This window comes from Pseudomonas saudiphocaensis, from assembly GCF_000756775.1.
Lineage (GTDB): Bacteria > Pseudomonadota > Gammaproteobacteria > Pseudomonadales > Pseudomonadaceae > Stutzerimonas > Stutzerimonas saudiphocaensis.
On the sequence record NZ_CCSF01000001.1, the window covers coordinates 1,324,828 to 1,351,153 of the forward strand.

At 61.6% G+C, this 26,326-nt stretch carries 19 protein-coding genes and 3 tRNA genes; 13 read left to right on the plus strand and 9 right to left on the minus strand.

Translation table 11 applies throughout. The annotated features are described in order from the left end of the window. Positions 1–51: 51 nt before the first annotated feature. The 5 genes from BN1079_RS06195 to BN1079_RS06215 all read left to right on the plus strand — a co-directional run bounded on the left by BN1079_RS06195 (position 52) and on the right by BN1079_RS06215 (position 5,966). The gene (locus BN1079_RS06195) at positions 52–1,659 is read left to right on the plus strand and encodes a carboxyl transferase domain-containing protein (protein WP_037023069.1); all 1,608 of its coding nucleotides are present in this window, start codon (positions 52–54) and stop codon (positions 1,657–1,659) included. A 56-nt stretch (positions 1,660–1,715) separates the two neighbouring features. Beyond that, positions 1,716–2,516 carry a gamma-carboxygeranoyl-CoA hydratase gene (locus tag BN1079_RS06200; RefSeq protein WP_037023070.1) on the plus strand — a complete coding sequence of 267 codons (801 nt, stop codon included), beginning with the start codon at positions 1,716–1,718 and terminating at the stop codon, positions 2,514–2,516. After that, entirely contained in the window at positions 2,513–4,522 is a 2,010-nt protein-coding gene (locus tag BN1079_RS06205; RefSeq protein WP_052114437.1) for an acetyl/propionyl/methylcrotonyl-CoA carboxylase subunit alpha, read from the plus strand. The genes BN1079_RS06200 and BN1079_RS06205 overlap by 4 nt, the downstream gene beginning before the upstream one ends. Positions 4,523–4,645: 123 nt before the next feature. Beyond that, positions 4,646–5,548, plus strand: a complete 903-nt coding sequence (locus BN1079_RS06210; protein ID WP_037023071.1) for a hydroxymethylglutaryl-CoA lyase — start codon at positions 4,646–4,648, stop codon at positions 5,546–5,548. A 25-nt stretch (positions 5,549–5,573) separates the two neighbouring features. Next, positions 5,574–5,966, plus strand: a complete 393-nt coding sequence (locus BN1079_RS06215; protein WP_037023072.1) for a MerR family transcriptional regulator — start codon at positions 5,574–5,576, stop codon at positions 5,964–5,966. Positions 5,967–5,989: 23 nt separating this feature from the next. Here the strand turns inward: BN1079_RS06215 and uvrB are convergent, their stop codons facing one another. Further along, positions 5,990–8,005 (minus strand): excinuclease ABC subunit UvrB, encoded by a 2,016-nt coding sequence (gene uvrB, locus BN1079_RS06220; RefSeq protein ID WP_037023073.1) that lies wholly within the window; start codon positions 8,003–8,005, stop codon positions 5,990–5,992. A gap of 236 nt (positions 8,006–8,241) precedes the next feature. Between uvrB and BN1079_RS06225 the strand changes: the two genes are divergently transcribed. Both BN1079_RS06225 and BN1079_RS06230 read left to right on the plus strand, forming a co-directional pair. Beyond that, positions 8,242–9,438: an amino acid aminotransferase gene (locus BN1079_RS06225; RefSeq protein ID WP_037023074.1), complete on the plus strand. Its 1,197-nt coding sequence runs from the start codon at positions 8,242–8,244 to the stop codon at positions 9,436–9,438. A 51-nt stretch (positions 9,439–9,489) separates the two neighbouring features. Continuing rightward, positions 9,490–9,565 (plus strand) — tRNA-Asn (locus tag BN1079_RS06230). 718 nt (positions 9,566–10,283) lie between these two features. Here BN1079_RS06230 and BN1079_RS06235 read toward each other — a convergent pair. The 4 genes from BN1079_RS06235 to BN1079_RS06250 all read right to left on the minus strand — a co-directional run bounded on the left by BN1079_RS06235 (position 10,284) and on the right by BN1079_RS06250 (position 12,135). Beyond that, positions 10,284–11,033: a BamJ family beta-barrel-assembly machinery protein gene (locus BN1079_RS06235; protein ID WP_037023075.1), complete on the minus strand. Its 750-nt coding sequence runs from the start codon at positions 11,031–11,033 to the stop codon at positions 10,284–10,286. Positions 11,034–11,158: 125 nt separating this feature from the next. Further along, complete coding sequence (locus tag BN1079_RS06240; protein WP_037023076.1) at positions 11,159–11,710, minus strand: sugar O-acetyltransferase; 552 nt, start codon at positions 11,708–11,710, stop codon at positions 11,159–11,161. A gap of 257 nt (positions 11,711–11,967) precedes the next feature. Then, positions 11,968–12,044, minus strand: a tRNA-Asp gene (locus tag BN1079_RS06245). A 15-nt stretch (positions 12,045–12,059) separates the two neighbouring features. Further along, positions 12,060–12,135, minus strand: a tRNA-Val gene (locus tag BN1079_RS06250). A gap of 227 nt (positions 12,136–12,362) precedes the next feature. Here BN1079_RS06250 and rdgC point away from each other — a divergent pair. Beyond that, positions 12,363–13,283, plus strand: coding sequence for a recombination-associated protein RdgC (rdgC, locus tag BN1079_RS06255; RefSeq protein WP_037023079.1), 921 nt, complete (start codon positions 12,363–12,365; stop codon positions 13,281–13,283). Between the two features lie 165 nt (positions 13,284–13,448). After that, on the plus strand, positions 13,449–13,763 hold the full coding sequence (sugE, locus tag BN1079_RS06260) for a quaternary ammonium compound efflux SMR transporter SugE (RefSeq protein WP_037023080.1): 315 nt from the start codon (positions 13,449–13,451) through the stop codon (positions 13,761–13,763). 18 nt (positions 13,764–13,781) lie between these two features. Here the strand turns inward: sugE and BN1079_RS06265 are convergent, their stop codons facing one another. From BN1079_RS06265 to BN1079_RS06275, 3 genes are read right to left on the minus strand one after another with little or no spacing between them, the layout of a single operon-like run. Beyond that, entirely contained in the window at positions 13,782–15,119 is a 1,338-nt protein-coding gene (locus BN1079_RS06265) for an MFS transporter (protein WP_037023081.1), read from the minus strand. Positions 15,120–15,153: 34 nt separating this feature from the next. Beyond that, entirely contained in the window at positions 15,154–15,480 is a 327-nt protein-coding gene (locus tag BN1079_RS06270) for an AzlD domain-containing protein (RefSeq protein ID WP_037023082.1), read from the minus strand. Continuing rightward, positions 15,480–16,193: an AzlC family ABC transporter permease gene (locus tag BN1079_RS06275; RefSeq protein WP_037023084.1), complete on the minus strand. Its 714-nt coding sequence runs from the start codon at positions 16,191–16,193 to the stop codon at positions 15,480–15,482. Before BN1079_RS06275 ends, BN1079_RS06270 begins: the two co-directional genes overlap by 1 nt. 508 nt (positions 16,194–16,701) lie before the next feature. Between BN1079_RS06275 and BN1079_RS06280 the strand changes: the two genes are divergently transcribed. After that, complete coding sequence (locus BN1079_RS06280) at positions 16,702–20,172, plus strand: hybrid sensor histidine kinase/response regulator (protein ID WP_037023085.1); 3,471 nt, start codon at positions 16,702–16,704, stop codon at positions 20,170–20,172. A gap of 107 nt (positions 20,173–20,279) precedes the next feature. Next, positions 20,280–21,524 carry an MgtC/SapB family protein gene (locus BN1079_RS06285; RefSeq protein WP_037023088.1) on the plus strand — a complete coding sequence of 415 codons (1,245 nt, stop codon included), beginning with the start codon at positions 20,280–20,282 and terminating at the stop codon, positions 21,522–21,524. A gap of 22 nt (positions 21,525–21,546) precedes the next feature. On the opposite strand, the gene BN1079_RS06290 is transcribed toward BN1079_RS06285, so the two are convergent. Next, complete coding sequence (locus BN1079_RS06290; RefSeq protein WP_037023091.1) at positions 21,547–23,004, minus strand: DNA recombination protein RmuC; 1,458 nt, start codon at positions 23,002–23,004, stop codon at positions 21,547–21,549. A 530-nt stretch (positions 23,005–23,534) separates the two neighbouring features. Between BN1079_RS06290 and BN1079_RS06295 the strand changes: the two genes are divergently transcribed. Beyond that, complete coding sequence (locus BN1079_RS06295) at positions 23,535–26,087, plus strand: intermembrane phospholipid transport YdbH family protein (RefSeq protein ID WP_037023093.1); 2,553 nt, start codon at positions 23,535–23,537, stop codon at positions 26,085–26,087. Positions 26,088–26,123: 36 nt separating this feature from the next. Continuing rightward, positions 26,124–26,315 (plus strand): YnbE family lipoprotein, encoded by a 192-nt coding sequence (locus BN1079_RS06300; RefSeq protein WP_037023095.1) that lies wholly within the window; start codon positions 26,124–26,126, stop codon positions 26,313–26,315. Positions 26,316–26,326 lie beyond the last annotated feature (11 nt).

Here is a 26,326-nt window from a genome sequence, read left to right on the forward strand (position 1 = left end):
ACGGACACGTGGAAAACCGCTTCGCGGGTTTCCACCCCACGGAGCCCTTCAATGGCCATTCTGCAGTCCCAGATCAATTCGCGTTCGCCGGAGTTCGCCAGTAACCGTGAGGCGATGCTGGCGCAACTGGACGCGCTGCGCGAGCTGCTCCAGCGCGTCGCCGAAGGCGGAGGCGCGGCTGCCCAGCAACGCCATACCTCGCGCGGCAAGCTGCTGGTGCGCGAACGCATCGACGCCCTGCTCGACCCCGGCTCGGCGTTTCTGGAGCTTTCACCATTGGCCGCCCATGAGGTGTATGGCGAAGAAGTGTCCGCCGCCGGCGTGGTGACCGGGATAGGCCGCGTCGAAGGCATCGAGTGCATGATCATCGCCAACGACGCCACTGTAAAAGGCGGGACCTATTACCCGCTGACGGTAAAAAAGCATCTGCGCGCCCAGAACGTTGCCCAGGAAAACCGCCTGCCCTGCATTTATCTGGTGGATTCCGGCGGCGCCAACCTGCCGCGTCAGGACGAGGTGTTTCCCGACCGCGAACACTTCGGTCGGATCTTCTTCAACCAGGCCAATATGAGTGCCAAGGGCATTCCCCAGATTGCAGTGGTCATGGGCTCCTGCACCGCAGGCGGCGCCTATGTGCCGGCGATGGCCGACGAAACCATCATGGTGCGAGAACAGGCCACCATCTTTCTGGCCGGCCCGCCGCTGGTCAAAGCCGCCACCGGCGAGGTGGTGACTGCCGAGGAGCTGGGCGGTGCCGACGTGCATTGCAAGACCAGTGGCGTCGCCGACCATTATGCCGAAAACGACGAGCATGCCCTGGCACTGGCCCGCCGCTGCGTGGCCAATCTCAACTGGCGCAAGCTCGGGCAGTTGCAGACGCGCGAACCACGCGCACCGCTGTACCCGACAGATGAGCTGTACGGCGTCATCCCGGCCCAGAGCAAACAGCCGTATGACGTGCGCGATGTGATCGCGCGGCTGGTGGATGGCAGCGAGTTCGATGAATTCAAGGCGCTGTTCGGAACCACCCTGGTTTGCGGCTTCGCTCACCTGCACGGTTACCCCATCGCCATCCTGGCCAACAACGGCATCCTGTTTTCCGAAGCCGCGCAAAAGGGCGCGCACTTTATCGAGCTGGCCTGTCAGCGCGGTATTCCGCTGCTGTTTCTGCAAAACATCACCGGCTTTATGGTCGGCCAGAAGTACGAGCAAGGCGGTATCGCCAAGCATGGTGCCAAGCTGGTGACAGCGGTGGCTTGCGCACGGGTGCCGAAGTTTACGGTGATCATCGGCGGCAGTTTTGGCGCGGGGAATTACGGCATGTGCGGCCGCGCCTACGACCCCCGCTTCCTGTGGATGTGGCCCAACGCCCGCATCGCCGTAATGGGTGGCGAACAGGCCGCCGGAGTGCTGGCTCAGGTCAAGCAGGAGCAAAGCGAACGAGCCGGCAACCGCCTCAGCGAACACGAAATGGAGGCGATCAGGCAGCCGATCCGCGACCAGTACGAGCGCCAGGGCCACCCCTGGTATTCCAGCGCGCGGCTCTGGGATGACGGAGTGATTGATCCGGCGCAAACACGCGATGTTCTAGGACTGGCAATTTCAGCCAGCCTCAATGCTCCCATCGAACCGACCACCTTCGGCGTATTCCGAATGTAACCACGACAACCCGAGGAGCCAGCGTACTGGCCCTTACTCTCGGCAGGCTTCTGAACATGACCGACTTCCAAACCGTAGAACTCATTAAAGACCCGCGCGGCTTCGCCACCCTCTGGCTGAACCGCCCGGAAAAGAACAACGCCTTCAATGCCGAAATGATTCGCGAGCTGGTATCGGCCATTGATCAGCTACAGGCAGACCCATCCCTGCGTTTTCTGCTGCTACGCGGGCGCGGGCGACATTTTTGTGCGGGCGCCGACCTGGCGTGGATGCAGCAAGGCGCGGCGCTGGACTTTGAGGAAAACCTCGTCGATGCGCGCCTGCTGGGCCAATTGATGTACAGCCTCTACCACCTGAAGCTGCCGACCTTGGCTGTTGTCCAGGGCGCGGCCTTCGGTGGCGCCCTCGGCCTGATCGCCGCTTGCGACATGGCTATCGGGGCAAGCAACGCAGAGCTTTCACTGTCGGAGGTGCGCATCGGTCTTGCCCCGGCGGTGGTCGGTCCGCTGCTGTTCAAGGCCATCGGTGAGCGTGCGACACGTCGCTATGCCCTTACCGGTGAACGCTTCAGTGCCGGTAAAGCCCACGAACTGGGACTGCTGGCGGAGATCTACGCTGCCGAAGAGCTGGACGCACGCGTGGAGGACTGGGTCGGCAATCTGCTGCTCAACGGCCCGGAGGCCATGCGCGCCTGCAAGGATCTGCTGCGCGAGACCGCCAGCCCTTCGCTAAGCCCGGCCCTGCGCCGCTATACCGAGAACGCCATCGCCCAGATTCGGGTAAGCCCCGAAGGCCAGGAAGGCCTGAATGCCTTTCTGGAAAAACGTCGGCCTGCCTGGCAAGAGCCGCAATCATGAGCCGCTGCATCGACACCCTTCTAGTGGCCAACCGCGGCGAGATCGCCTGCCGTGTGATGCGCACCGCCAAAGACATGGGCCTGAATACCGTGGCGGTCCACAGCGCCGTCGACCGCGACGCCCGGCACGTCCGCGAAGCCGACAAGTGTGTCGATCTGGGCGGCGCCAAGCCCGCCGAAAGCTATCTTCGGATCGACAGCATCATTGCCGCCGCCCAGGCCAGCGGCGCCCAGGCGATCCACCCCGGCTACGGCTTTCTGTCGGAGAACGCGAACTTCGCTCGGGCCGTGGCAGACGCTGGCCTGATCTTTATCGGCCCGCCGGCCTCGGCCATCGAAGCCATGGGCAGCAAGTCCGCCGCCAAGGCACTGATGGAAAAAGCCGGCGTGCCACTGGTACCCGGTTATCACGGCGACGACCAGACGCTGGAGTGCTTCCGCACTGCGGCCAATCGTATCGGCTACCCACTGCTGCTCAAGGCCTCGGCTGGTGGTGGCGGCAAGGGCATGAAGGTGGTCGAGCGCGAAGCTGAGCTGGCCGAAGCCCTGCAATCGGCGCAGCGCGAAGCGCAGTCGTCATTCGGCGACTCGCGCATTCTGGTGGAAAAATATGTGCTCAAGCCGCGCCACGTGGAAATCCAGATATTCGCTGACCAGCACGGCAACTGCCTCTACCTCAACGAGCGTGACTGCTCGATCCAGCGCCGCCACCAGAAAGTCGTCGAGGAAGCACCCGCGCCCGGCCTGTCGCCGGAGCTACGCCGCGCCATGGGTGAAGCCGCGGTGAAGGCGGCCAAGGCCATCGGTTATATCGGGGCCGGTACCGTGGAGTTTCTGCTCGATGCCGACGGAGCGTTCTTCTTTATGGAGATGAACACCCGCCTGCAGGTGGAGCATCCGGTTACCGAAGCCATCACCGGGCTGGATCTGGTGGCCTGGCAGATCCGCGTCGCCCGCGGCGAGCCGTTACCTATCAGCCAGGCACAGGTGCCTCTGCGCGGGCACGCCATCGAGGTGCGGCTGTACGCTGAAGATCCGGACCGGGACTTTCTTCCCGCCACCGGCACGCTGGACCTGTATCGGGAAGCAAGCTCAGGCCCCGGTCGGCGGATCGACAGCGGGGTCACCGAAGGCGACAGCGTCTCGCCCTTCTACGACCCCATGCTCGGCAAGCTGATCGCCTGGGGCGAGAACCGCGAGGAAGCACGTCTGCGCCTGCTGGCGATGCTTGAAGAAACCCATGTCGGCGGAGTCCGCACCAACCTGGCCTTTCTACGCCGCGTACTCGGCCATCCCGCATTTGCCGCAGCGGAACTGGATACCGGCTTTATCCCCCGTTACGCCGATGAACTGTTCCGCACGCCCACCGAGTTGACGGATGAATTCTGGCAATTGGCGGCCGAGTTGCATGTTGCAACCGAACCGGCGCGGGTACGCGACAACGATGTGCATTCGCCCTGGGCGAAGTCTGATGGTTTGCGCCTGGGCATGCCCCGGGCATCCCGCGTGCATTTGCAGTGCAACGGGGAAAGCCGCCAGATGCGGACAGACTCATGTAGAAGCGAGCCTGCTCGCGAACCGGATGGTACAAATTCAAGCAGAAGAGTTTTCGCGAGCGAGCTCGCTCCTACAGAGGTATCGCGACGACCTAAAGCCATTCGCAAAGGCGACACGCTTTATCTGCAGTGGGACGGTCAGTTGCACGCAATCACCGCATTCGACCCCATCGCCGCCGCCCAGACTGAGCATTCGCACCAGGGCGGCCTGAGCGCCCCCATGAACGGCAGCATTGTCCGCGTGCTGGTCGAGGCCGGGCAAAAGGTCGAGGCCGGAACCGCTCTGATCGTGCTGGAAGCGATGAAGATGGAGCACAGCATCCGTAGCGTCAGGGCCGGCGTGATCAAGCGCCTGCTCTGCAGCGAAGGCGAGCTGGTCAGCGAAGGCGCGGTACTGCTGGAGATGGACGAAGATCACGCTGGTCCTGCCGGTCAGGTGGGAGACGCCTGAGCCGATCGACTACTGACGAAGCGCAGGGTGGAAAACGCGCCGCAGGCTTTTCCACCAACCCCACGGTGGGCAAGGCTGCGCCGTTGTCCACCCTACGCCTGATAAACACCAATTGGAGTCCGTATGAGCCTGCCCAAACATGTCCGCCTGGTGGAAGTTGGTCCACGTGATGGCTTGCAGAACGAAAAGCAGCCCATCAGCACCGCCGACAAGGTCCGGCTGGTGAATGACCTGTCCGCTGCCGGGGTGCAGTACATCGAGGTCGGCAGTTTCGTCTCGCCGAAATGGGTGCCGCAGATGGCCGGCTCCGCCGAGGTGTTCGCCCAGATCGAGCAAAAGCCCGGCGTCACCTATGCGGCGCTGGCACCCAATCTTCAGGGGCTGGAAGCCGCCATCGCCGCCGGCGTCAGCGAAGTCGCGGTATTCGCTGCCGCCTCGCAGGCCTTTTCCCAGAGAAACATCAACTGTTCCATCGAGCAGAGCCTGGCGCGCTTCGTCCCCCTGATGGAGGTGGCACGCGCCAATGGCGTGCAGGTGCGCGGCTATGTCTCCTGCGTGCTGGGCTGCCCCTATGAGGGCGAAGTCGATCCGGCGGCGGTGGCCCATGTGGCGCGCGAACTGTTCAACATGGGCTGCTACGAGATCTCCCTGGGCGACACCATTGGCACTGGTACGCCCGGCAAGACCCGTCAGCTGATCGAGGTGGTCAGCCGCGACGTCCCGCGCGACAAACTAGCCGGGCATTTTCACGACACCTACGGTCAGGCGCTGGCGAATATCTACGCCAGTCTGTTGGAAGGTCTCTGTGTGTTCGACAGTTCAGTCGCCGGACTTGGTGGCTGCCCCTACGCCAAGGGCGCCAGCGGCAATGTGGCCAGCGAAGATGTGCTCTACATGCTCGACGGCTTGGGCATCAACACCGGCATCGACCTGACTGCGCTGGTTGCCGCAGGCCAGCGTATCAGTGATGTGCTGGGGCGGCCCAATGCATCACGGGTTGCCCGGGCAAGGCAGAGCGCCGGCTAGCAGGCTGGGGACAGGGGAAATATCCATGAGCCAACAGACCTACAGCATTTCCGAACTGGCCAGCGAACTGGAAGTCACCACCCGTACCATTCGTTTCTATGAAGAACAGGGCATGCTGGCGCCAACCCGGCGCGGTCAGGAGCGCATTTACAGCCCCAAGGACCGCGTGACCCTCAAGCTGATCCTGCGCGGCAAGCGCATCGGTTTCTCCCTGGCCGAATGCAAGACGCTGATCGAGCTTTACGATCCCGGTGCCGGCAACCGCAAACAGCTGCAGAGTCTGCTGGACATGATCGCCGAGCGTCGCCTGCAACTCGAACAGCAGCTAATGGATATTCGTCAAATACAACTGGAGCTCGATACGGCCGAGGAACGCTGCCTGAAGGCACTGCAGGCGACTGCCGACCAGCCGGAGTGAGCGCGACCGAATGCCGGCGGTCGCTACACCTGCAACAGCCGCTCGCGCAACTTGTGGATTTCATCGCGTGTTTGCGCGGCCGCCTCGAACTCCAGATCGCGCGCCTGGGCGAGCATCCGCTCTTCCAGCTGGCGAATACGTTTGGTGATCTCGCTGGGTGAGCGCAGTTCGTTTTCGTAACGCGCGGCCTCCTCCGCCGCCTTGGCCTCGCCACGCCGCTTCTTGCTGCGAGAACCCGGTACCGTGGCGCCTTCGAGGATGTCCTGCACATCCTTGAACACTCCCTTGGGCACGATGCCGTGCGCCTCGTTGAAAGCGATCTGCTTGTTACGGCGGCGCTCGGTTTCGTCGATCGCGCGCTGCATCGAGCCGGTGATGTTGTCGGCATAGAGGATCGCCCGGCCGTTGAGGTTGCGCGCCGCTCGGCCGATGGTCTGAATCAGCGAGCGCTCGGAACGCAGGAAGCCTTCCTTGTCCGCATCGAGGATCGCCACCAGCGACACCTCCGGCATGTCCAGGCCTTCGCGCAGCAGGTTGATGCCCACCAGGACGTCGAACACGCCCAGACGCAAGTCGCGGATGATCTCGACCCGCTCCACGGTGTCGATGTCCGAATGCAGGTAGCGTACTTTGACGCCGTGGTCACCGAGATAGTCCGTCAGGTCTTCGGCCATGCGTTTGGTCAGCGTGGTGACCAGCACCCGCTCTTCCTTGGCCACGCACTTGTTGATTTCCGAGAGCAGATCATCGACCTGGGTCAGCGCCGGCCGTATCTCGATCTGCGGGTCGACCAGGCCGGTAGGCCGCACCACCTGTTCGATCACCCGTCCCGAGTGCTCGGCCTCATAGGGGCCGGGTGTGGCGGAAACGAAAATGGTCTGCGGGCTGATCGCCTCCCATTCGTCGAAGCGCATGGGTCGGTTATCCAGCGCCGAAGGCAAGCGGAACCCGTATTCCACCAGGGTTTCCTTGCGCGAACGGTCGCCTTTGTACATGGCCCCGACCTGCGGCACGCTGACGTGAGATTCATCGATCACCAGCAGCGCATCGGCCGGCAGATAATCGTACAGCGTCGGCGGTGCTTCACCGCTGGCGCGACCCGAGAGGTAGCGGGAGTAGTTTTCGATACCGTTGCAATAACCCAGCTCCATGATCATTTCCAGATCGAAACGGGTGCGCTGCTCCAGCCGCTGCGCTTCCACCAGCTTGTTCTGGCTACGCAGATAATCCAGGCGATCCTTGAGCTCCAGCTTGATCTGCTCCACCGCGTCCAGCAGCGTTTCGCGTGGCGTCACATAGTGGCTCTTGGGGTAGAAGGTGAAACGCGGCAGCTTGCGGATGACCTCGCCGGTCAGCGGGTCGAATGCCGACAAGCTCTCCACTTCATCGTCGAAAAGTTCGATACGCACCGCTTCGAGGTCGGATTCAGCCGGGAAAATATCGATCACATCCCCGCGCACCCGAAAGCTCGCACGAGCGAAGTCGATGTCGTTGCGGGTGTACTGCAAACCGGTGAGTCGACGCAGCAGTTCGCGCTGATCAAGACGGTCGCCGCGATCAACATGCAGCACCATTTTCAGGTATGACTGCGGGTCGCCCAAACCGTAGATGCATGACACCGTGGTGACGATGATGGCGTCCTTGCGCTCCAGCAACGCCTTGGTCGCGGACAGCCGCATCTGCTCGATATGGTCGTTGATCGATGCATCCTTCTCGATGAAGGTGTCCGACGATGGCACATAGGCCTCGGGCTGGTAGTAGTCGTAGTAGGAGACGAAATACTCCACCGCGTTGCGCGGAAAGAACGCCTTGAACTCGCCGTAGAGCTGCGCGGCCAGCGTCTTGTTCGGCGCCAGCACCAGAGTTGGCCGCTGCACGTGCGCAATCACGTTGGCAATGCTGAAGGTCTTGCCCGAGCCGGTCACGCCCAGCAATGTCTGGTGCGACAACCCGGCTTCGATACCTTCGATCATCTGCCGGATGGCTTCGGGCTGGTCACCGGCGGGCTTGAAGCGGGTGACCAATTCGAACTGCGACATAGAGACCTCTTGGATGGCGGACCTGCTGAGCCGCCGATTGTGCCATTTCGTAGGCCGCCCGGCAGTGAAGACAGCCGACCGTGCGTCAATATGAACCGAGCGTTTCGGTCAGAAAAACCGTCCTGCCATTCGCAAGGGAGACCCAGGGTGGCTATAATCCTGCCCGTTTGCCCGTAGCCCCCGCATAAAGCGAGGCTGCTGTACCACTCACCTTCTTCTCTTCGAGCCTCCCCATCATGAGTTTGTTCTCTGCAGTCGAAATGGCGCCGCGCGATCCGATTCTTGGCCTCAATGAAGCCTTTAACGCCGACACGCGGCCGAACAAGGTCAACCTGGGGGTTGGGGTCTATTACAACGAAGAAGGCCGAATTCCCCTGCTGCGGGCAGTCGCCGCGGCGGAAATGGCACGCCTGGAACTGAACGCTCCGCGCGGCTACCTGCCCATCGAGGGTATCGCCAGCTATGACATGGCGGTCCAGGGACTGCTGTTTGGCGCGAATTCACCCCTGGTAGCCGAGGGCCGTGTGGTCACCAGCCAGGCCTTGGGCGGTACTGGCGCACTGAAGATCGGCGCCGACTTCCTCAAGCGGATCCTGCCCGATGCCGTGGTCGCCATCAGCAACCCGAGCTGGGAAAACCACCGCGCTCTGTTCGAATCCGCCGGCTTTCCGGTGCAGAACTACACCTATTACGACGCAGCCACCCATGGCGTTGACCGCGCCGGCATGCTTGAAGACCTGAAGAACCTTCCTGCGCGCTCGATCGTGGTGCTGCATGCGTGCTGCCACAACCCCACCGGCGTCGATCTGCTGCCCGAAGACTGGAAGCAGGTACTGGAGGTTCTGCGCGCCAAGGAGCACGTGCCCTTCATCGACATCGCCTATCAGGGCTTCGGTGACGGTATCGACGAAGACGCCGCAGCAGTGCGCCTGTTCGCCGAGTCAGGCATGACTTTCTTTGTCTCCAGCTCGTTCTCGAAATCCTTCTCGCTGTACGGCGAGCGCGTCGGCGCCCTGTCGATGGTCACCGAGAGCCGAGAAGAGTCGGCGCGCGTGCTGTCGCAGATCAAGCGCGTCATCCGCACCAACTACTCCAACCCGCCGACCCATGGCGCCACCGTAGTCTCCGCCGTGCTCAACAACGCGGAACTGCGCGCCATGTGGGAAACCGAACTGGGCGAGATGCGCACCCGCATCCAGGAAATGCGCCTGATGCTGGTTCGCCAGCTGGCCGAGAAAGGCGCCAAGACGGACTTCAGCTTCGTTGCCAAGCAACGCGGCATGTTCTCCTATTCGGGACTGACCGCCGCACAGGTCGAGCGCCTGCGCGTCGAGTTTGGCGTCTACGCCATTGGCACCGGTCGCATTTGCGCAGCGGCGCTCAACCACAACAACATGGATCACGTCACCGACGCCATCGTGCAGGTGATTTGAACACAACCGGGTTGACTTCCCTTTTATAAACAGTAGGATACGCACCGCAGTTCCGCGATAGCTCAGTCGGTAGAGCAAATGACTGTTAATCATTGGGTCCCTGGTTCGAGTCCAGGTCGCGGAGCCAAATTCAAAGCCTCGGTCCATACCGGGGCTTTTTATTGCCTGCGGACTCTCACCAGGGACTACGTCCCAGGTTATTCGCTTCGCTCACCCCTTCGGGGCCGCGCTAAAGCGCGTTCTGCTAAAGCAGTCGAGTCCAGGTCGCGGAGCCAAATTCAAAGCCTCGGTCCATACCGGGGCTTTTTATTGCCTACCGGACTCTCACCAGGGACTACGTCCCAGGTTATTCGCTTCGCTCACCCCTTCGGGGCCGCGCTAAAGCGCGTTCTGCTAAAGCAGTCGAGTCAGGTCGCGGAGCCAAATTCAAAGCCTCGGTTCAGACCGGGGCTTTTTATTGCCTGCCGGACTCTCACCAGGGACTACGTCCCAGGTTATTCGCTTCGCTCACCCCTTCGGGGCCGCGCTAAAGCGCGTTCTGCTAAAGCAGTCGAGTCCAGGTCGCGGAGCCAAATTCAAAGCCTCGGTCCATACCGGGGCTTTTTATTGCCTGCCGGACTCTCACCAGGGACTACGTCCCAGGTTATTCGCTTCGCTCACCCCCTTCGGGGCCGCGCTAAAGCGTTCTGCCCAGTCCCACGAAACGCATCAAGTACACCCACCTGTAGGAGCGAGCTTGCTCGCGATTGCTGAAGCCCGGCAAGCGACTCCGCAAAAGACACACAATCACAAACAAAAACACCGCCAACCCTTACGGGCAGGCGGTGTTCGGCGAAGCGATTCTATTACTGCTGTTCGGCTTCCAGCTCGGCCTCTTCAGCCGGCGCCTGTGCCTCGTCACCCTTGATACCCAGCAGCTCCAGTTCGAATACCAGTACCGAATTCGCAGGAATCAGCGGGCTCGGGCTCTGCTCGCCATAGGCCAGGTCACTAGGGATGTACAGCTTGTACTTCTCGCCAACGTGCATCAGCTGCAGACCTTCGACCCAACCCTGAATCACGCCACCAACCGGCAGATCGATGGGGTTGCCACGCTTGATCGAGCTGTCGAAAACAGTGCCGTCAACCAGACTGCCTTCATAGTGAACGGTGACAACATCCTCAACCGTCGGCTGCGGGCCATCGGCTTTCTCGATCACTTCGTACTGCAGGCCGGATTCGGTGGTGATTACGCCATCGCGCTTGGCATTGTCCTCAAGGAACTTCGCACCGGCAGCAACTGCTTCCTTGTTCATTTGCTCCATGCGCTCTTCCGCACGCGTCTGCAGGAAGGCGAAGGCCTCCATCAGCTGCTCATCGGTCAGCTTTTGCTCCTGCTTGTTCAGAGCGTCGTCGATACCCAGCGCAACAGCCGCAGAGTCGAGATCATTCATTCCTTCCTGGACCAGGCTCTTGCCCATATTCAGACCGATACCGTAGGACGCCTTCTGCGCTGGCGTGTCCAGCTTGACGCCAGGAGCGCTGGTATCGCTGTCGCAACCCGCCAGGACCAGGCCCACCAGGGCAATCGCTGGGGCCAAACGCTGATATCTCATGCTTTTTCCTTAATAACGCTGAAAGGGGATGTGGCAAAAAACAGTCGTCGAGCTTATCAGCCAGTCGCAATCGCTGGCTACAGCGCCGCACGTCGCCCGTGAACGAGACACGCAATAACACCCACTCATACCCTGACCCTCGCCGGATTACCGAGCGCGGTACAGCCGGCCGGTATATCGCGCGTCACCACGCTGCCGGCACCGATCAGCGCATCGTCGCCAATGCTTACACCGGGCAGGATAATCGCGCCACCACCGATCCAGACATTACGCCCGATATGCACCGACCGACCGAACTCAAGCCCTGTTTCACGCTGAGCCGCTTCGCGCGGATGATCGGCAGCGAGGATCTGCACACCCGGGCCGATTTGCGTTCGGTCACCGATGCTGACGGCAACGACATCAAGGATCACGCAATTGAAGTTGAGAAAAACGCCTTCGCCTAAGCGAATATTGAAGCCGTAGTCACAGTGGAATGGCGGACGCACTTCCACCCCCTGCCCCACCGCCCCCAGACGCTCCAGAAGCAAGGCATGACGGTCTGTCGCGGACCATTCAAGAGTAGCGTTGTAGCGAGTCAGCCAGCGCCTGGTTGCCGACAGATCAGCTTGCAGTTCGGCGTCGGAGGCATCGTAGAAATCGCCTGCAAGCATCTTCTGCTTTTCCGTTGGAGACACGCCTGCCACCTTTACTTGGGAGATGTGCTTTCTCGGACAACGCGGAACAGGTCTTACTGCGGACAGCAGTCACTCAACCAGGCACCGTACGTCGCCAGGCATGAGTTCATTGAAGATGGGGTTCGGGTACCTGCTACACAGCCTGGAGGAGCTGTCGTGATGCTCGCTGAAAAAACCGGAACGCAGAAAAACAAAAAGCGGCCAATGGCCGCTTCTCGTTTGACTTCAGGGCGTTCAGTATTCCCATGAAGTGAATTTGGCGCAGTGGACGGGACTCGAACCCGCGACCCCCGGCGTGACAGGCCGGTATTCTAACCGACTGAACTACCACTGCGCTAAACCTCGAGAGTGGTGGGTGATGACGGGATCGAACCGCCGACCCTCTGCTTGTAAGGCAGATGCTCTCCCGGCTGAGCTAATCACCCATTCAGTGCATTCGCTTGTTTGCGTTTGCTCTCGAAGTGGGGCGCATTCTAGAGAGGGTTCCGCACCTTGGCAAGCCCCTTTTGAAAAAAAAATTGAATAACTTACAAAGACTTAGGAATCCCTCTGTTTATTTGGGCATTTCGTGGTTTCCATCGGCGCAGGGTTGGCCTCAGTTCCTGCTGAGGGAATAATGCGCGCTTTGCTTTTACCGGAGTTTCAAAACGCCATGTGGTTTCGCAACCTGCTCGTCTACCGTCTCACCCAGAACGTACCCTTCGATGCCGAGACACTTGAAGCCGCGCTGGCTGCCAAACCCGCCCGCCCCTGCGCCAGTCAGGAGCTGAGCACCTATGGCTTCGTCGCTCCGCTGGGCAAGGGCGCAGACGCGCCGCTAGTGCATTCCAGCCAGGGCTTTCTGCTGATCGCCTCGCGCAAGGAAGAGCGCATTCTGCCTGGCAGCGTGGTCAGGGACGCGCTGAAGGAAAAAGTCGACGAGATCGAAAACGAGCAGATGCGCAAGGTCTACAAGAAGGAGCGCGATCAGCTCAAGGACGAAATCATCCAGGCGTTCCTGCCGCGCGCCTTCATCCGCAAATCCGGAACCTTCGCAGCCATCGCTCCGGAACAGGGCCTGATTCTGGTCGATGCCTCCAGCCCCAAGCGCGCCGAAGATCTGCTATCCACCCTGCGCGAGGCCATCGGTTCGCTGCCGGTACGCCCGCTGACAGTGAAGATTGCTCCCACGGCGACCATGACCGACTGGGTGAAAAGCCAGAAAGCCGCCGACGACTTCTTTGTACTGGACGAGTGCGAGCTGCGTGATACCCATGAAGACGGCGGCGTGGTGCGCTGCAAGCGCCAGGATCTGACCAGCGATGAAATCCAGCAGCATCTGGAAGTTGGCAAGCAGGTCACCCAGTTGTCGCTGGGCTGGCAGGACAAGCTGTCCTTCGTGCTGGACGACAAGATGATCATCAAGCGTCTGCGTTTCGAAGAGCTGCTGCAAGACCAGGCCGAACAGGACGGCGGCGATGACGACCTCAGCCAGCAAGATGCCAGCTTCCTGCTGATGATGCTCACCTTCAAGGAATTCCTGCCGGCACTGTTCGAAGCGCTGGGTGGCGAAGAGATTCCGCAGGGTATCTGATCCATCCATCAGTGGCCGAATGACCTCGGCCACTGATGGCGCCGCCAAAGCCTTGTCCCAGACGGGCTAATGTGGAAAATACGCCCGAGTGAGGACGACCTCACCGCTCTTCCGAGCGACTCCTGACGGGGACGGCCCCAACCTTCCAAGCTGTTGGAGCTATCTATGTCCTGGATCATTCTGTTCTTGGCCGGCCTGTTCGAAATCGCCTGGGCTGTCGGCCTGAAATACACCGAAGGTTTTACCCGTCTCGCGCCCTCCGGCCTGACCATCGCCGCCATGGCGATCAGTGTCGGCCTGCTTGGACTCGCCATGAAATCGCTGCCACTGGGCACCGCCTATGCCATCTGGACGGGTATCGGCGCGGTGGGCACGGTGATCGCCGGCATCATTCTCTTTGGCGAGTCGGCAAGCCTGTTTCGCCTGGGCAGCGTCCTGCTGATATTCGCCGGCATCATTGGCCTGAAACTCAGCCACTGAGTAGCCGAGGCTCACTTCTCAAGGCTCGGGCGCCGCATCCCGCCTGCCGAACAGCCACTGTCCGAAGCGCTGCAAAAACTCCGGCACCGAATGGAAGATCCAGCCGGCCACCAGCACATTGAGCAGGGCTACGATCAGGAACAGCTGCGGGATCGTCAGCCCGGCCACCGCCAGCAGCAAAATGGCAAAAATCGCCGACACCACCATAAACAGCGCATTTAGGATGTTGTTCGCCGCCACGACGCGAGAGCGCTCCTGGCTTGCGCTGCGCGACTGGATCAGCGCATAGAGCGGCACGATATAAAGCCCGCCGAACGTGCCGAGCGCAAGAATGTCCAGCAATACCCAGCGGGCCTCAGGGTCGGCCAGCAGCATGAGCCAGTCTCGGGTTGCGGGAGCGAGAGGCACACTTGCGGCGTGCCACCAGAGCAGGATGCCGAACAACGTCAGCCCAAGGGAGCCGAGCGGTACCAGCCCCATTTCCACCCGATGCCGCGACAGGCGCTCGCAAAGCAATGAGCCCAGCGCAATCCCCACCGAGAACACCGCCAGGATCAGGGTTACCACCCCCTCGTCGCCCTGCAGCAGGTCGCGGGTGAACACCGGTATCTGCGTCAGATAGAACGCGCCGAGAAACCAGAACCAGGAATTGCCGATCATCGACCGCGAAACGGCACGCTGCTGACCAAGCCCCAGGCGCATGATCTGTAGCGACTGGCGCAGGATGTTCCAATCCACCTGCAGGCTAGCCAAAGCCACGGCGGACGAAGGAATCGCCCGACTGGCCAGGTAGCCGGCGGTTGCGAGCAACACCACAGCCAGCGATACCAGCACCGCATAAGGGGTTTGGCTCATCAATATTCCGGCCGCAATGGTGCCGCCGAGAATAGCCAGAAAGGTGCCCATCTCCACCAAGGCGTTACCGCCCACCAGCTCATCGGCGCGCAGCAGCTGCGGCAGGATGGAATACTTCACCGGGCCAAACAACGCCGACTGCGTACCCATGCAGAACAGCACCAGCAATAACAGCGGCAGATTCCCCAGCAGCATGCCTACCGCCCCAGCCAGCATGATCAGAATTTCAGCGAACTTGATCCGGCGGATCAGCCAGGCCTTCTCGTAGCGCTCGCCAAACTGACCGCCAAGGGCGGAAAACAGGAAGAACGGCAGAATGAACAACAGCGCACACAGGTTCACCAGCAAACTTGCGTCGGCGCTCGTCCCCAGCTCATAGAGGATGGCCAGCACCAGGGCCTGCTTGAACACGTTGTCGTTAAAGGCACCCAGCAACTGCGTCACGAAGAAGGGTAGAAACCGTCGTTTGCCGAGCAGGGAGAACTGGGACTGCTGCTTCATTGCCCACCTCCGCCACAGACTTTCCAGGCGGCGCTCACAGCGGTAACTGCCCGAATGCCCAGCGCAGCAGGAAGAATCCCAGCAGGCCGCCGGCAATGGTCGCCAGCAGGTTGCGGCTCAGCGCCGCAATCAGGATCGCCAGCAGGCCGGCCAGGAGATAGGCATTGTCCCAGCGTAGCGCCCACTGCCCCTCGGGCATCAGCATTCCCGGCACCACAATGGCAGTCAGCACGGCAACAGGCACATAGTGCAGCCCCTGCTCGGCCAGACGTGGAAAGCGCAGATTCGGCCAGGCGAAGAAGCTGTAGCGAATCAGGAAGGTGATCGCCAGCATGCCGAATATCAACAGCCATATCAGCATCAGCGCACCTCCTGTTTCGCGCGTCGTTCAGCCAGGCGCTCAAGCCAGACGCCCACGACGATGCCCGCCATCGCAGCGGCAATCAGCCCCAGCTTGTAGGGCCATTCCCAGGTCAGTAGCGCCACGCCGCCGGCCACCAGCGCCGAGGCCACTTGTGGCGAGGTGCGCATCATTGGCACGGCGATACCGATAAAGGTCGCGATCATGGCGAAATCCAGCCCCCAGCTTGCCATGTCAGGCACCGCCTGGCCGAAGGCGACCCCGATCAGCGTAGCCAGCTGCCAGCTCAGGTACATGGTCAACGCCGCGCCAAGGAAGAACCAGTGCTTGTGTGGCGAGGCATCGTCACGCGCATAACGATGTTGAATCACCGCGAAGGCCTCGTCGGTCAGCCAGAACGCCAGGGGCACACGCCAGCGATTGGGCAGATGCCGCACGAAGGGCTGCAGCGCCGCGCTGTAGAGTGCATGTCGCAGGTTGACGACGAAGGTGGTGAGAAGCACCACCACGGCGCCGACGCCCCCACTGATCAAGGTAATGGCGATGAACTGCGCCGAACCGGCAAACACCAGCAGCGACATCGCCATGGTCTGCCAACCGGACAGCCCGGCACCAACGGCAAGGGTGCCGAAGATGATGCCGAAGGGCACGCCGCCGACGATCAACGGCAGAATGTCGCGGCAACCGTGCAGGAACTCTAGCGAGCGGGTCATCAGTATCCCTGGAAGCGTGCTGCAATGGCCGGTTGAGCACCGCCATTGTCGTTACAGAAGGCAAGCATGAAGCGGAGTCATGACAAATCGGGTAAACATTAACCCAAATCCGCTCCTGGCTGTGCAGCCAGGGCTCATTGGCGAGGCCTGCCAGGGTACCGGTCCGGGAGCACTGACTGATCTGCCCCACCTTTTGCCCGAGGTGTCTGGATCGGGGTTTTCCTCGGGCCAGGGTGCGACCTAAGGACCTATTCGACGTTGGTCGCAACCACGGTCAGAGCGCCTCTTTTACTGCGAAAATTCACTCATACCTCTACAAATAAGCGGCAGCGTCGAATCCGGAAAGCTGTCGAACCTGAGTTGTCGCCCCACTCGATCAACAGTCTCAGTTCTGGGCCAATGGGCCACAGGACTGGTTGCTCTGCTTTAATGATCGCTACCCAGGCGTCAACAGGTCTCGATGAACCCTGGTTCCGACGCCCGCACATCCTTGCTGTCTGGAGTCTGCATGTCGTTGTCCGGTGGGCTGATCGCACTGGTCGCCTTCGCCTATATGGCCCTTCTGTTTGCCATCGCCTTCTATGGCGACCGCAATCGTGACCAGCTGTCGCCGCGCCTGCGGCCCTGGGTCTATAGCCTGTCGCTGGCCGTCTGGTGCACCAGCTGGACCTTCTTCGGTGCGGTGGGCCAGGCCGCCGAACAGCTTTGGTCGTTCCTGCCGATCTATCTGGGCCCGATCCTGATGATGCTGCTGGCACCGCACGTGTTCCAGAAGATGATCATGATCAGCAAGCAGGAGAACATTACCTCGATTGCCGACTTCATCGCCGCGCGCTACGGCAAGTCGCAGCTGCTGGCCATCGTCGTGACGCTGATCTGCCTGGTGGGCGTGCTGCCCTACATCGCCCTGCAGCTCAAAGGCATCGTGCTCGGCGTCAACCTGTTGATGGGCAACAGCAATGTGACCGAAACCGGTTCGGGCACCCAGGATACGGCGCTGATCGTTTCCATCGTCCTGGCCCTGTTCACCATCCTCTTCGGCACGCGCAATCTGGACGTGACCGAGCACCATCGCGGCATGGTCCTGGCAATCGCCTTCGAGTCACTGATCAAGCTGCTGGCGTTCATCGCCGTCGGAATTTTCGTCACCTTCGGCCTGTACAACGGCTTCGGCGACCTGTTCAACCAGGCCCATGTTTCGGCGGAGCTGGCGAGCTTCTGGGAAGTGACGGTGAACTGGCCGGCGATGATCGTGCAAACCGGCGTGGCGATGATGGCGATCGTCTGCCTGCCCCGGCAGTTTCACGTCACCGTGGTAGAGAATATCGAGCCGAAGGATTTCCGTATGGCGCGCTGGGTATTTCCCTTGTACCTGGTGCTGGCCGTGGTGTTCGTCATACCTATCGCACTGGCCGGGCAGATGCTGTTGCCGGCGGGCATCAGCCCCGACTCTTTCGTGATCAGCCTGCCGCTGGCCGAGAGCCACCCGGCTCTGGCAATGCTGGCCTTCATTGGTGGCGCCTCGGCGGCAACCGGCATGGTCATTGTCGCCTGTGTGGCGCTGTCGACCATGGTGTCCAACGACATGCTGCTGCCATGGCTGCTGCGCCGCAAGGAAGCCGAGCAGCCGTTCGAGGTTTTCCGTCACTGGATGCTCTCGGTGCGGCGTATCACCATCGTCACCATTCTGCTGCTGGCCTACGTCAGTTATCGCCTGCTCGACGCCAGTGCCAGCCTGGCAACCATCGGCCAGATTGCCTTTGCCGCCGTCACCCAACTGGCGCCGGCAATGGTCGGCGCGCTGTATTGGAAACAGGCCAACCGCCGCGGCGTGTTTGCCGGCCTCACCGCTGGCGCACTGATCTGGTGCTATACGCTGATCCTGCCGCTGCTCGGCTGGCCGCTGGAGATGTTTCCCGGCCTACAGTGGCTGTACACCACCGACCTGCCCTTCGGAACCAGCGCCCTTACATTCGGGGTAATCATGTCGCTGGTAGGCAACGCGACCCTGTTTTTCTGGGTTTCGATATTTTCCCAGACCCGCGTTGCGGAACACTGGCAGGCCAGCCGTTTTATCGGCCAGGAGCTTCACCCCGCAGCCAGCTCCCGGCGCCTGCTGGCGGTACAGATCGAAGACCTGTTGCAGCTGGCGGCACGCTTCGTGGGGGCCGAACGCGCACGCACCAGTTTCTACCGTTTCGCCCGCCGCCATGGCCAGGAGTTTTCTCCCAAACACCCGGCAGACGGCCAGTGGATTGCTCATACCGAACGGCTGCTGGCCGGCGTGCTCGGTTCCTCGTCCACCCGCGCGGTGGTCAAGGCCGCGCTGGAAGGCCGCGACATGCAGGTCGAGGATGTGGTGCGGATCGTAGGCGAGGCCTCCGAGGTGCTGCAGTTCAACCGCGCCCTGCTGCAAGGCGCCATCGAGAACATCACCCAGGGTATCAGCGTGGTCGACCAGTCCCTGCGCCTGGTGGCCTGGAACCATCGCTACCTGGAAATGTTCGATTACCCGGACGGCCTGGTCTACATCGGCAGACCGATCGCCGACGTGATCCGCTACAACGCCGAGCGCGGGCTTTGCGGCCCCGGCAACCCGGATACCCACGTGGCGAAGCGGCTGTACTGGATGCGCCAGGGTCGTGCCCACACGTCCGAACGCATGTTCCCCAATGGGCGGGTGGTGGAGCTGGTGGGCAACCCCATGCCGGGCGGCGGCTTCGTCATGAGTTTCAGTGACATCACCGCTTACCGCGAAGCCGAACGCGCCCTCAAGGAAGCCAACGAGGGGCTGGAACAGCGCGTCAGCGAGCGGACCCAGGAGCTCTCCGAGCTGAATACGGCGCTGAGTGCAGCGAAGAGCGCTGCCGAAGCCGCCAGCCAGTCGAAGACTCGCTTCCTTGCGGCGGTCAGCCATGACCTGATGCAGCCGCTGAATGCCGCACGTCTGTTCTCCGCTGCACTGTCACATCAGCACGACGCCCTACCGCGAGAAGCACAGGAACTGGTTCGTCACCTGGATAGCTCGCTGCGTTCGGCAGAGGATCTGATCTCCGACCTGCTGGATATTTCGCGCCTGGAAAATGGCCGCATCGCACCTGATCGCAACCCCTTCCCGTTGAACACTCTGTTCGAGACCCTGAGCACTGAGTTCACCGTATTGGCCGCTGAGCAGGGCGTCGATTTCAAGGTCCATGGCAGCCGCTTGCGCGTTGACAGTGACATTCGTCTGCTGCGTCGGGTGCTGCAAAACTTCCTGACCAACGCCTTCCGCTACGCCAAGGGGCGAGTGGTATTGGGCGTGCGCCGTCAGGGCAACAACCTGCGCCTGGAAGTCTGGGACCGCGGCCCCGGCATCGCCAAGGACAAGTTGCAGGTGATCTTCGAGGAGTTCAAACGTCTGGATAGCCACCAGACCCGCGCCGAAAAAGGCTTGGGGCTGGGCCTGGCGATTGCCGACGGTTTTTGCCAGGTGCTCGATCATCCGCTGTCGGTCCGCTCCTGGCTCGGCAAGGGCAGCGTCTTTAGCGTAACCGTACCGATTGCGCCAAACGTAGTGAAGCTGCAAAGCAGTGCGCCCAAGGTCGAGCCACGGCAAATTGCCCTGACCGGCGTACAGGTACTGTGCATCGACAACGAGGACAGCATCCTGATCGGCATGCGCAGCCTGTTGTCGCGCTGGGGTTGCCAGGTCTGGACTGCCAGCAACCGGGCCGAATGCGAAGCCCTGCTCAAGGAGGATGTGCGTCCACAACTGGTGCTGGTGGACTACCACCTCGACCACGGCGAGACTGGCTCACAGCTGATGGCCTGGCTGCGTACCCGCCTTGGCCAGCCGATACCAGGTGTGGTGATCAGTGCCGATGGGCGACCTGAGCTGATCGCTGCGGTGCACGCCTCTGGCCTGGATTTCCTTACCAAGCCGGTCAAGCCTGCGGCGTTGCGCGCACTGATGAGCCGCCACGTACCGCTTCACTGAAACCCGCCGGGCTTGCCGTAACGCAAGATCCGGCCTCGGCGGTGCCGCTAGACTAGGCAACGCTGCCGTATCAGCGGGATACGGCAAAAAGCCCAGGTTCTGCCCTCATGACTCTCGAGCTGCTGTTAAACCTCGCTACTGCCTTGGGCGTGGGCCTGCTGATCGGCACGGAGCGCAGCTGGAGTGGCCGCGAGAACAGTGCCGAAGAGCTGGCCGGGATGCGCACCTTCGGCCTCAGCGGTCTATTCGGCGGGCTGGCCGCCTTGAGTGCGGGGCACTTCGGTGCGGCGGCCTGGATAGCGATGTTCATCGTCCTGGCGCTGCTGGTGATCGCCGGCTACGTCGTCGAATCCCGCATCAGCGCCGATCACGGCATGACCACCGAAGTGGCACTGCTGCTGACCTTTCTGCTAGGCAGTCTGGCGGTGGCGGAAAGCCGCATCCTGGCGGCATCTATCGCGGTGGTGGTAGCCCTGCTGCTGAGCCTCAAGGCGCGCCTGCATGCTGCCCTGCGCAAACTCAGCGAAGCCGAGTTGAGCGGCGCGCTGAAACTGCTGTTCATTTCCGTGGTGCTATTGCCGGCATTGCCCGACCAGGGCTATGGCCCCTGGCAGGCATTCAATCCCTATACCACCTGGTGGATGGTGGTGCTGATCGCCGGGATCGGCTTCGCCGCCTATGTGGCCATCCGCCTGCTGGGCACCCGCCACGGACTGATGGTTACCGCATTGCTCGGCGGCATCGTCTCGTCTACGGCCATGACCCTGACCCTCGCCCGCCTGGATTCGCCGAGGCTGCGCCCTGCCCTCGCCGCCGGGCTGCTGGCAACCTCGGCACTGATGTTTCCACGGATACTGCTGGAAGTCGGCCTGGTCAATCGCACGCTGCTGCAGCCGCTGATCGCCCCGTTGCTAGGCGCCGGACTGATCTACGCTGCCGGTGCGCTTTTCTACTACCTTCGCGCCGCTCAACTACCTGAAGCCACTACCGAGCCGCCGCTGAAGAACCCCTTCGAGCTCGGTCCTGCCATGCGATTTGCTGCTCTGCTGGTGGCGATCGTATTTCTGGTCGAGGGCGCTCAACAGCTGTTCGGCGATACCGGTGTCTATGTGGTTTCGTTGATTTCCGGGCTGACCGATGTGGACGCCATCACGCTGTCACTTGCCAACAGCGCCCGTACCGAACTCAGCGAGGAGGTTGCGATACGCGGCATTTTCCTCGCGGCTTTGAGCAATAGCCTGGTCAAGGCGGCGCTGATCGGCCTGATTGGTGGTCGCGCCATGGCGCTGCTCACGCTCCCCTTCATGGCAGCCGGGCTGCTGGCTGGCTCGGCGATCCTGCTGCTGGTTTAGCAGACGACCTCTCCAGACGAGGCTAGCCATCCTCCGCGCCCGCCCGCTCCAGCCACTCGGACGGCACATGTTTGCTGGCACGGGCGCCCAGGGACTTGAGCTGCTCGGCACGCCCGACCAGATTGCCGCGACCATCGGTTAGCTTGTTGCGTGCGCCCAGATAGGCCCTGTCCAGCTGCTGCAGGCGACTGCCAATCTCGTCCAGATCCTGAATGAAGGCGACGAACTTGTCGTAAAGGGCCCCAGCCCGCTCGGCGATTTCTCGGGCATTCTGGCTCTGCCGCTCCTGACGCCAAAGGCTGTCGATCACCCGCAGCGTCGCCAGCAGCGTGGTCGGGCTGACGATCACGATGTGTTTGCTCCAGGCCTCCTGGAATAATTCCGGGTCGGCCTGCAAAGCCGCTGCAAAGGCGGCCTCGATGGGAACGAACAACAGCACGAAATCCAGACTCTGCAGCCCCTCCAGACGCTGGTAATCCTTCAGCGAAAGCCCCTTCAGGTGATTACGCAGCGATAGCACATGCTGCTTGAGTGCCTGCGCGCGGTTGCCATCGTCCTCCGCGCTGTTGAACGCCTGATAGGCATTCAGGCTGACCTTGGCATCCACCACCACGTGCTTGTCGCCTGGTAGATGAATCAGGACGTCCGGCTGGAAACGCTCGCCATCTGCACTCTTCAGACTGACCTGAGTGTGATATTCGCGGCCTTTTTCCAACCCCGCATGCTCAAGCACGCGCTCAAGGATCAGTTCGCCCCAGTTGCCCTGAGTTTTCTGCCCCTGCAAGGCCCGGGTGAGATTGGTTGCCTCATCACCCAGACGCTGGTTGAGCTGCTGCAGACGCTCCAGCTCGCGTGCCAGGGAGAAGCGCTCACGCGCCTCGTGCTGGTAGCTCTCCTCGACCCGTTTCTCGAATGACTGGATACGCTCTTTTAGCGGATCGAGCAGCTGCCCCAGGCGCTCGTGGCTGCTTTCAGCGAAGCGCAGCTCACGCTCCTCAAAAATCTTGCCGGCCAGTTCAGCGAACTGCGCACGCAGATCGTCTCGGGCTCCCTGAAGGTCCGCCAGGCGCTGCTCGTGAGCTTTGCGCTGCTCGTTCAGCTCAGCACTAACACTGGCATGAGCTGCGCTCAGCGCACGCAGTTCATCCCGCAGGGCATCTCGTTCGGCCTGCAGGTCATCCAGGTTTTCTTGGCTTTCCAAACGCTGTTTCTGCAGCCACTCCGCCTCGCGCCGCAGGGCGGCCAACTCGGACTGCAAGGCGGCGCGAGACTCCATCAGGTCGGCCTGCTCCAAGCGGCTGGTTTCCAGTTGGGCACTCAGCCCTTCCTGGGCCAAGGCTGCCTGTTTCAAGCGCTCCTCAAGCAAGGCGAGATCGGCTCGGCTCCGGGTAAGCCGACGTTGCAGCAGGCCCGCAAGTACGCCCAGCGCAATACAAACCGAAGCAAGCCCGGCAAGCAGATAGAAAGGATCGACTGACATGGGTGCTCCCGCAGAATTGCCGGACAGTATAGCCGTCGTGATAGCGCTTCTTGCCCATCGAGGTTAAGCCTGTACGTAGCCCAGACAAAGACCCTGCAAGTCGAGGGCCATTGCCTGACTTTTCCCGATAAAAAGTGAAGTAGAACGTATAAAAATTTAATCCACAGAACCTGTGGATAACTCTGTGAACAAAGCGGTAGCAGTTTCCTCCAGCGCCGATGGTTACAGGCCTGCGGTCAAACTGGCGGTTTTTTCGCCAGAAGAAAAAACCCTTATTTTTCAACAAGTTATTATTTATCTATGGCGATATAGGGTTTACCACAGTTTGTCATAAGTGCTTGACAATGCCGGCTACAGGAATGTGCACAAGTTTGGCGCACTACCTCCAAAATGCCCGCCACAGACGCCTCGCAGACCTTTTTACGGAACTTTTTTGTCTTCAGCTACTCGCTTCGTCAGGCGGCGTCTGACGGATCGCAAGCAGGCGACGCGCAGCTTATGCTGTGGCGGTCTCGACCAGGGAAACGACCATGGCCAAGCGGCGCACCACTCTCATTCTGGCTGCCTCTATCTCACTTGCAATTGTGCTCGGCGCCGGCCTCTATGCCGGCTACCAGTGGCAAGCTTTCAAGCGCGAACAGGGTATTGCCGCGCTCGAAATCCAGGGATGGCGGTTATCGGCCGACGGGCTTTTTCTACAGCACATCAGTCTGATTCGGCAGACCACCGAGAAACGGCTGACGCTGAAAGTCGATGACCTGCGGTTAAGCCCAGACACCTGGTGGCGCCCACTGCCCTTGCGCTCGCTGCATATCAATCAGCTTCAGGTTGATTGGCAGCGTGCAGCACAGCCCGATCTGCCATCCGGCGATGAAACGCCGCCGACTCAGCCGGCCCTTCGACAAATGCAAGATTGGCTCGCCTGGATTCCCCGGCAGGGCGAAGTGGCCTCCTTCTACCTCAACCTGCCCTGCCCCAGCGGCGCCTGTAGCGAGCAAGGCTCACTGCGCTGGCAACACACCGGGGAGCAAGCACTACCGGCAACAGTGGAGCTGCGCCTACGACACGATTCGCACAACCTCACGCTGTTGGCCGACGCGCATGAGGAAGGCCCTGACACTCACCTGGATCTGCAAGTGCAACTCGACGGCAAGCAGCGCCTGAGCCTGCTCAATCGCTGGTCGCCTCAAAGCGACTCCACTCTGTGGAACGGTAGCCTGGCCTTGAGTGAACTACCGGAAGCACCCTGGCTGCTTGCCTGGCTAGATAACTGGCTGGACTTCCAGCCACCGACGCTCCCCGAGCTGCCCGAGCAAATGCGCCTTGGCGCCGCCTGGTCGCTCAAGCTGGATACCTCGGACCCGCTTGAGGCCTGGAAAACCATGACAGGCGACCTCAAGCTCTCGACCCATCTCCCCTCCCCCTGGCCGCTACCGGAAATCGGTCTGGTGCACGGCCAACTGGATCTGGCCGCCAGAGCCAAGCAAGGCACATGGCTGCCCACCGAACTGGCCGCCAATCTGCACCTGGAACCCGCGGCCGACCTGCTCGCAGCATTACCGCAATCACTGCGCCCACAAGGGCTCCAGCTTGTTGCAACTCCCGGCCCAGCACAGGCCAGCTCCTCAACATTGCCGCTTCAGATCCAGCTTCTGACCGAAGGCCCGGCAGCCGGCACGCTGCAAGCACAACTGCTGCTCAATACTGCTCCACCCTATGGACTGTCCATCGAACAGGGACGACTGCAACTACAAGGCCGGCGACTGCCTGAGCTGGACGCCAGCGGCCTGGCCGCCGATCTGCATTTCCAAGGTCGGGCGTCACCTCAGCTCGCCACTCTTGCACTGACCGAAGGCTCGACAATCATCCTCGACAGTCTGACCAGCGCCGAGCTGACACTGGAAAAACTGGTCCTTGGGCTAGCAGGCGTAAACATCGAGGCAAATCTTGCCGACAATCAGCTGCACGCCACTGGAGCGCCACTGATCGAGGCCGGCTTGTTGCGCCAGGCCTCGCTGCGTCCGCAGGGCTGGCGCTGGCATTCTAGCCTGGACGGCGACCAGCAAGGCATTGCCCTCGAAGGGCCGCTGACCAACGAAGCCGGACTCGCGCTGGCATTGGCGCTGCGACATAACTGGGCTGACAACCGGACGCGTATCGACGCCAAACTCGCGGAGCTGTTCCTGCGCGCCGGCAATCCGCTCGCCGCCACGCTGGCTGACTGGCCGCAGACACTGGAGCTGACAACCGGTCGTATTCAGGCGCAGGGGCATGTCGAGCTGCTCGGCGACAACCCGCCCAATCTCACGGCAACGCTCATTGCAAAAGGCGTGGGCGGCATCTTCGACCGCACGGAAGTAAGCGGTCTGGATGCCGAACTGAAGCTCGGCCTGCAGCGCGATCGCCTGCGCTTGGAAGTACCGGAACTGAAGGTGCAGCAGGCCAACCCCGGGTTCAGCTTCGGGCCGCTGCTGGTGCAGGGTGAATATAACGCCAATGTTCAGCAGCTGCAGCAGGGTCGCCTCGACTGGACCACCGCCGAAGCCCAGGTGATGGGCGGCAGGCTCTGGCTGGATCCGGGCACAGCCGATCTGGGTGCGGACAGGCAGCGCCTCAATGCCCATCTGCGGGGCCTGCAATTGCCAGCGCTGTTTGAGGCCTACCCCGCCGAGGGGCTGTCTGGCACTGGCGTGATTGACGGCGAGCTGCAAGCCCAACGCAGCGAGCAGGGCCTGAGCATCGAACAGGGCACTCTCCAAGCACGCGAGCCTGGCGGCGTCCTGCGCTTTCGCTCGGCGAAGATCCAGGCGCTGGGCCAATCCAATCCGGCGATGCGTCTGGTCGCCGAAGCGCTGGATGACTTTCACTACGATCTGCTGACCAGCGAGGTACGCTACGCCACGAACGGCACGCTGAATCTCGGCCTGCGCCTGCATGGCCACAACCCGGCGCTCGAAGGCGGCCGCCCGGTAAACCTGTCGGTCAATCTGGAAGAAGACGTTCCGGCCCTGCTGACCAGCCTGCAATTATCCGACCGCGTTAGCGAAACCATCCAACGGCGCGTGCAGGAGCGCCTGAGATAAGGCACTGTATCGGCACCCTGCTCAGGAGAAATCCACATGCGCTTGCACTACCCCATCAGCATTCTGGCTCTGACGCTGCTGACCAGCGCCTGCACCCCAAGGGTTGAACTGGCGGTGCCCAACGAGCCGATCAACATCAATCTCAACGTGAAGATCGAGCACGAGATCTATATCCGGGTCGACAAGCAGCTCGATGCCATCATCAACGAAGACAGCGGCCTGTTCTGACAGCCTGGAAG

Coding starts and splice junctions, on each gene's coding strand:
- BN1079_RS06195 (WP_037023069.1), top strand. CDS start 52: ATGGCCATTCTGCAGTCCCAGATCAATTCGCGTTCGCCGGAGTTCGCC.
- BN1079_RS06200 (WP_037023070.1), top strand. CDS start 1,716: ATGACCGACTTCCAAACCGTAGAACTCATTAAAGACCCGCGCGGCTTC.
- BN1079_RS06205 (WP_052114437.1), top strand. CDS start 2,513: ATGAGCCGCTGCATCGACACCCTTCTAGTGGCCAACCGCGGCGAGATC.
- BN1079_RS06210 (WP_037023071.1), top strand. CDS start 4,646: ATGAGCCTGCCCAAACATGTCCGCCTGGTGGAAGTTGGTCCACGTGAT.
- BN1079_RS06215 (WP_037023072.1), top strand. CDS start 5,574: ATGAGCCAACAGACCTACAGCATTTCCGAACTGGCCAGCGAACTGGAA.
- uvrB (WP_037023073.1), bottom strand. CDS start 8,005: ATGTCGCAGTTCGAATTGGTCACCCGCTTCAAGCCCGCCGGTGACCAG.
- BN1079_RS06225 (WP_037023074.1), top strand. CDS start 8,242: ATGAGTTTGTTCTCTGCAGTCGAAATGGCGCCGCGCGATCCGATTCTT.
- BN1079_RS06235 (WP_037023075.1), bottom strand. CDS start 11,033: ATGAGATATCAGCGTTTGGCCCCAGCGATTGCCCTGGTGGGCCTGGTC.
- rdgC (WP_037023079.1), top strand. CDS start 12,363: ATGTGGTTTCGCAACCTGCTCGTCTACCGTCTCACCCAGAACGTACCC.
- sugE (WP_037023080.1), top strand. CDS start 13,449: ATGTCCTGGATCATTCTGTTCTTGGCCGGCCTGTTCGAAATCGCCTGG.
- BN1079_RS06265 (WP_037023081.1), bottom strand. CDS start 15,119: ATGAAGCAGCAGTCCCAGTTCTCCCTGCTCGGCAAACGACGGTTTCTA.
- BN1079_RS06270 (WP_037023082.1), bottom strand. CDS start 15,480: ATGCTGATATGGCTGTTGATATTCGGCATGCTGGCGATCACCTTCCTG.
- BN1079_RS06275 (WP_037023084.1), bottom strand. CDS start 16,193: ATGACCCGCTCGCTAGAGTTCCTGCACGGTTGCCGCGACATTCTGCCG.
- BN1079_RS06280 (WP_037023085.1), top strand. CDS start 16,702: ATGTCGTTGTCCGGTGGGCTGATCGCACTGGTCGCCTTCGCCTATATG.
- BN1079_RS06285 (WP_037023088.1), top strand. CDS start 20,280: ATGACTCTCGAGCTGCTGTTAAACCTCGCTACTGCCTTGGGCGTGGGC.
- BN1079_RS06290 (WP_037023091.1), bottom strand. CDS start 23,004: ATGTCAGTCGATCCTTTCTATCTGCTTGCCGGGCTTGCTTCGGTTTGT.
- BN1079_RS06295 (WP_037023093.1), top strand. CDS start 23,535: ATGGCCAAGCGGCGCACCACTCTCATTCTGGCTGCCTCTATCTCACTT.
- BN1079_RS06300 (WP_037023095.1), top strand. CDS start 26,124: ATGCGCTTGCACTACCCCATCAGCATTCTGGCTCTGACGCTGCTGACC.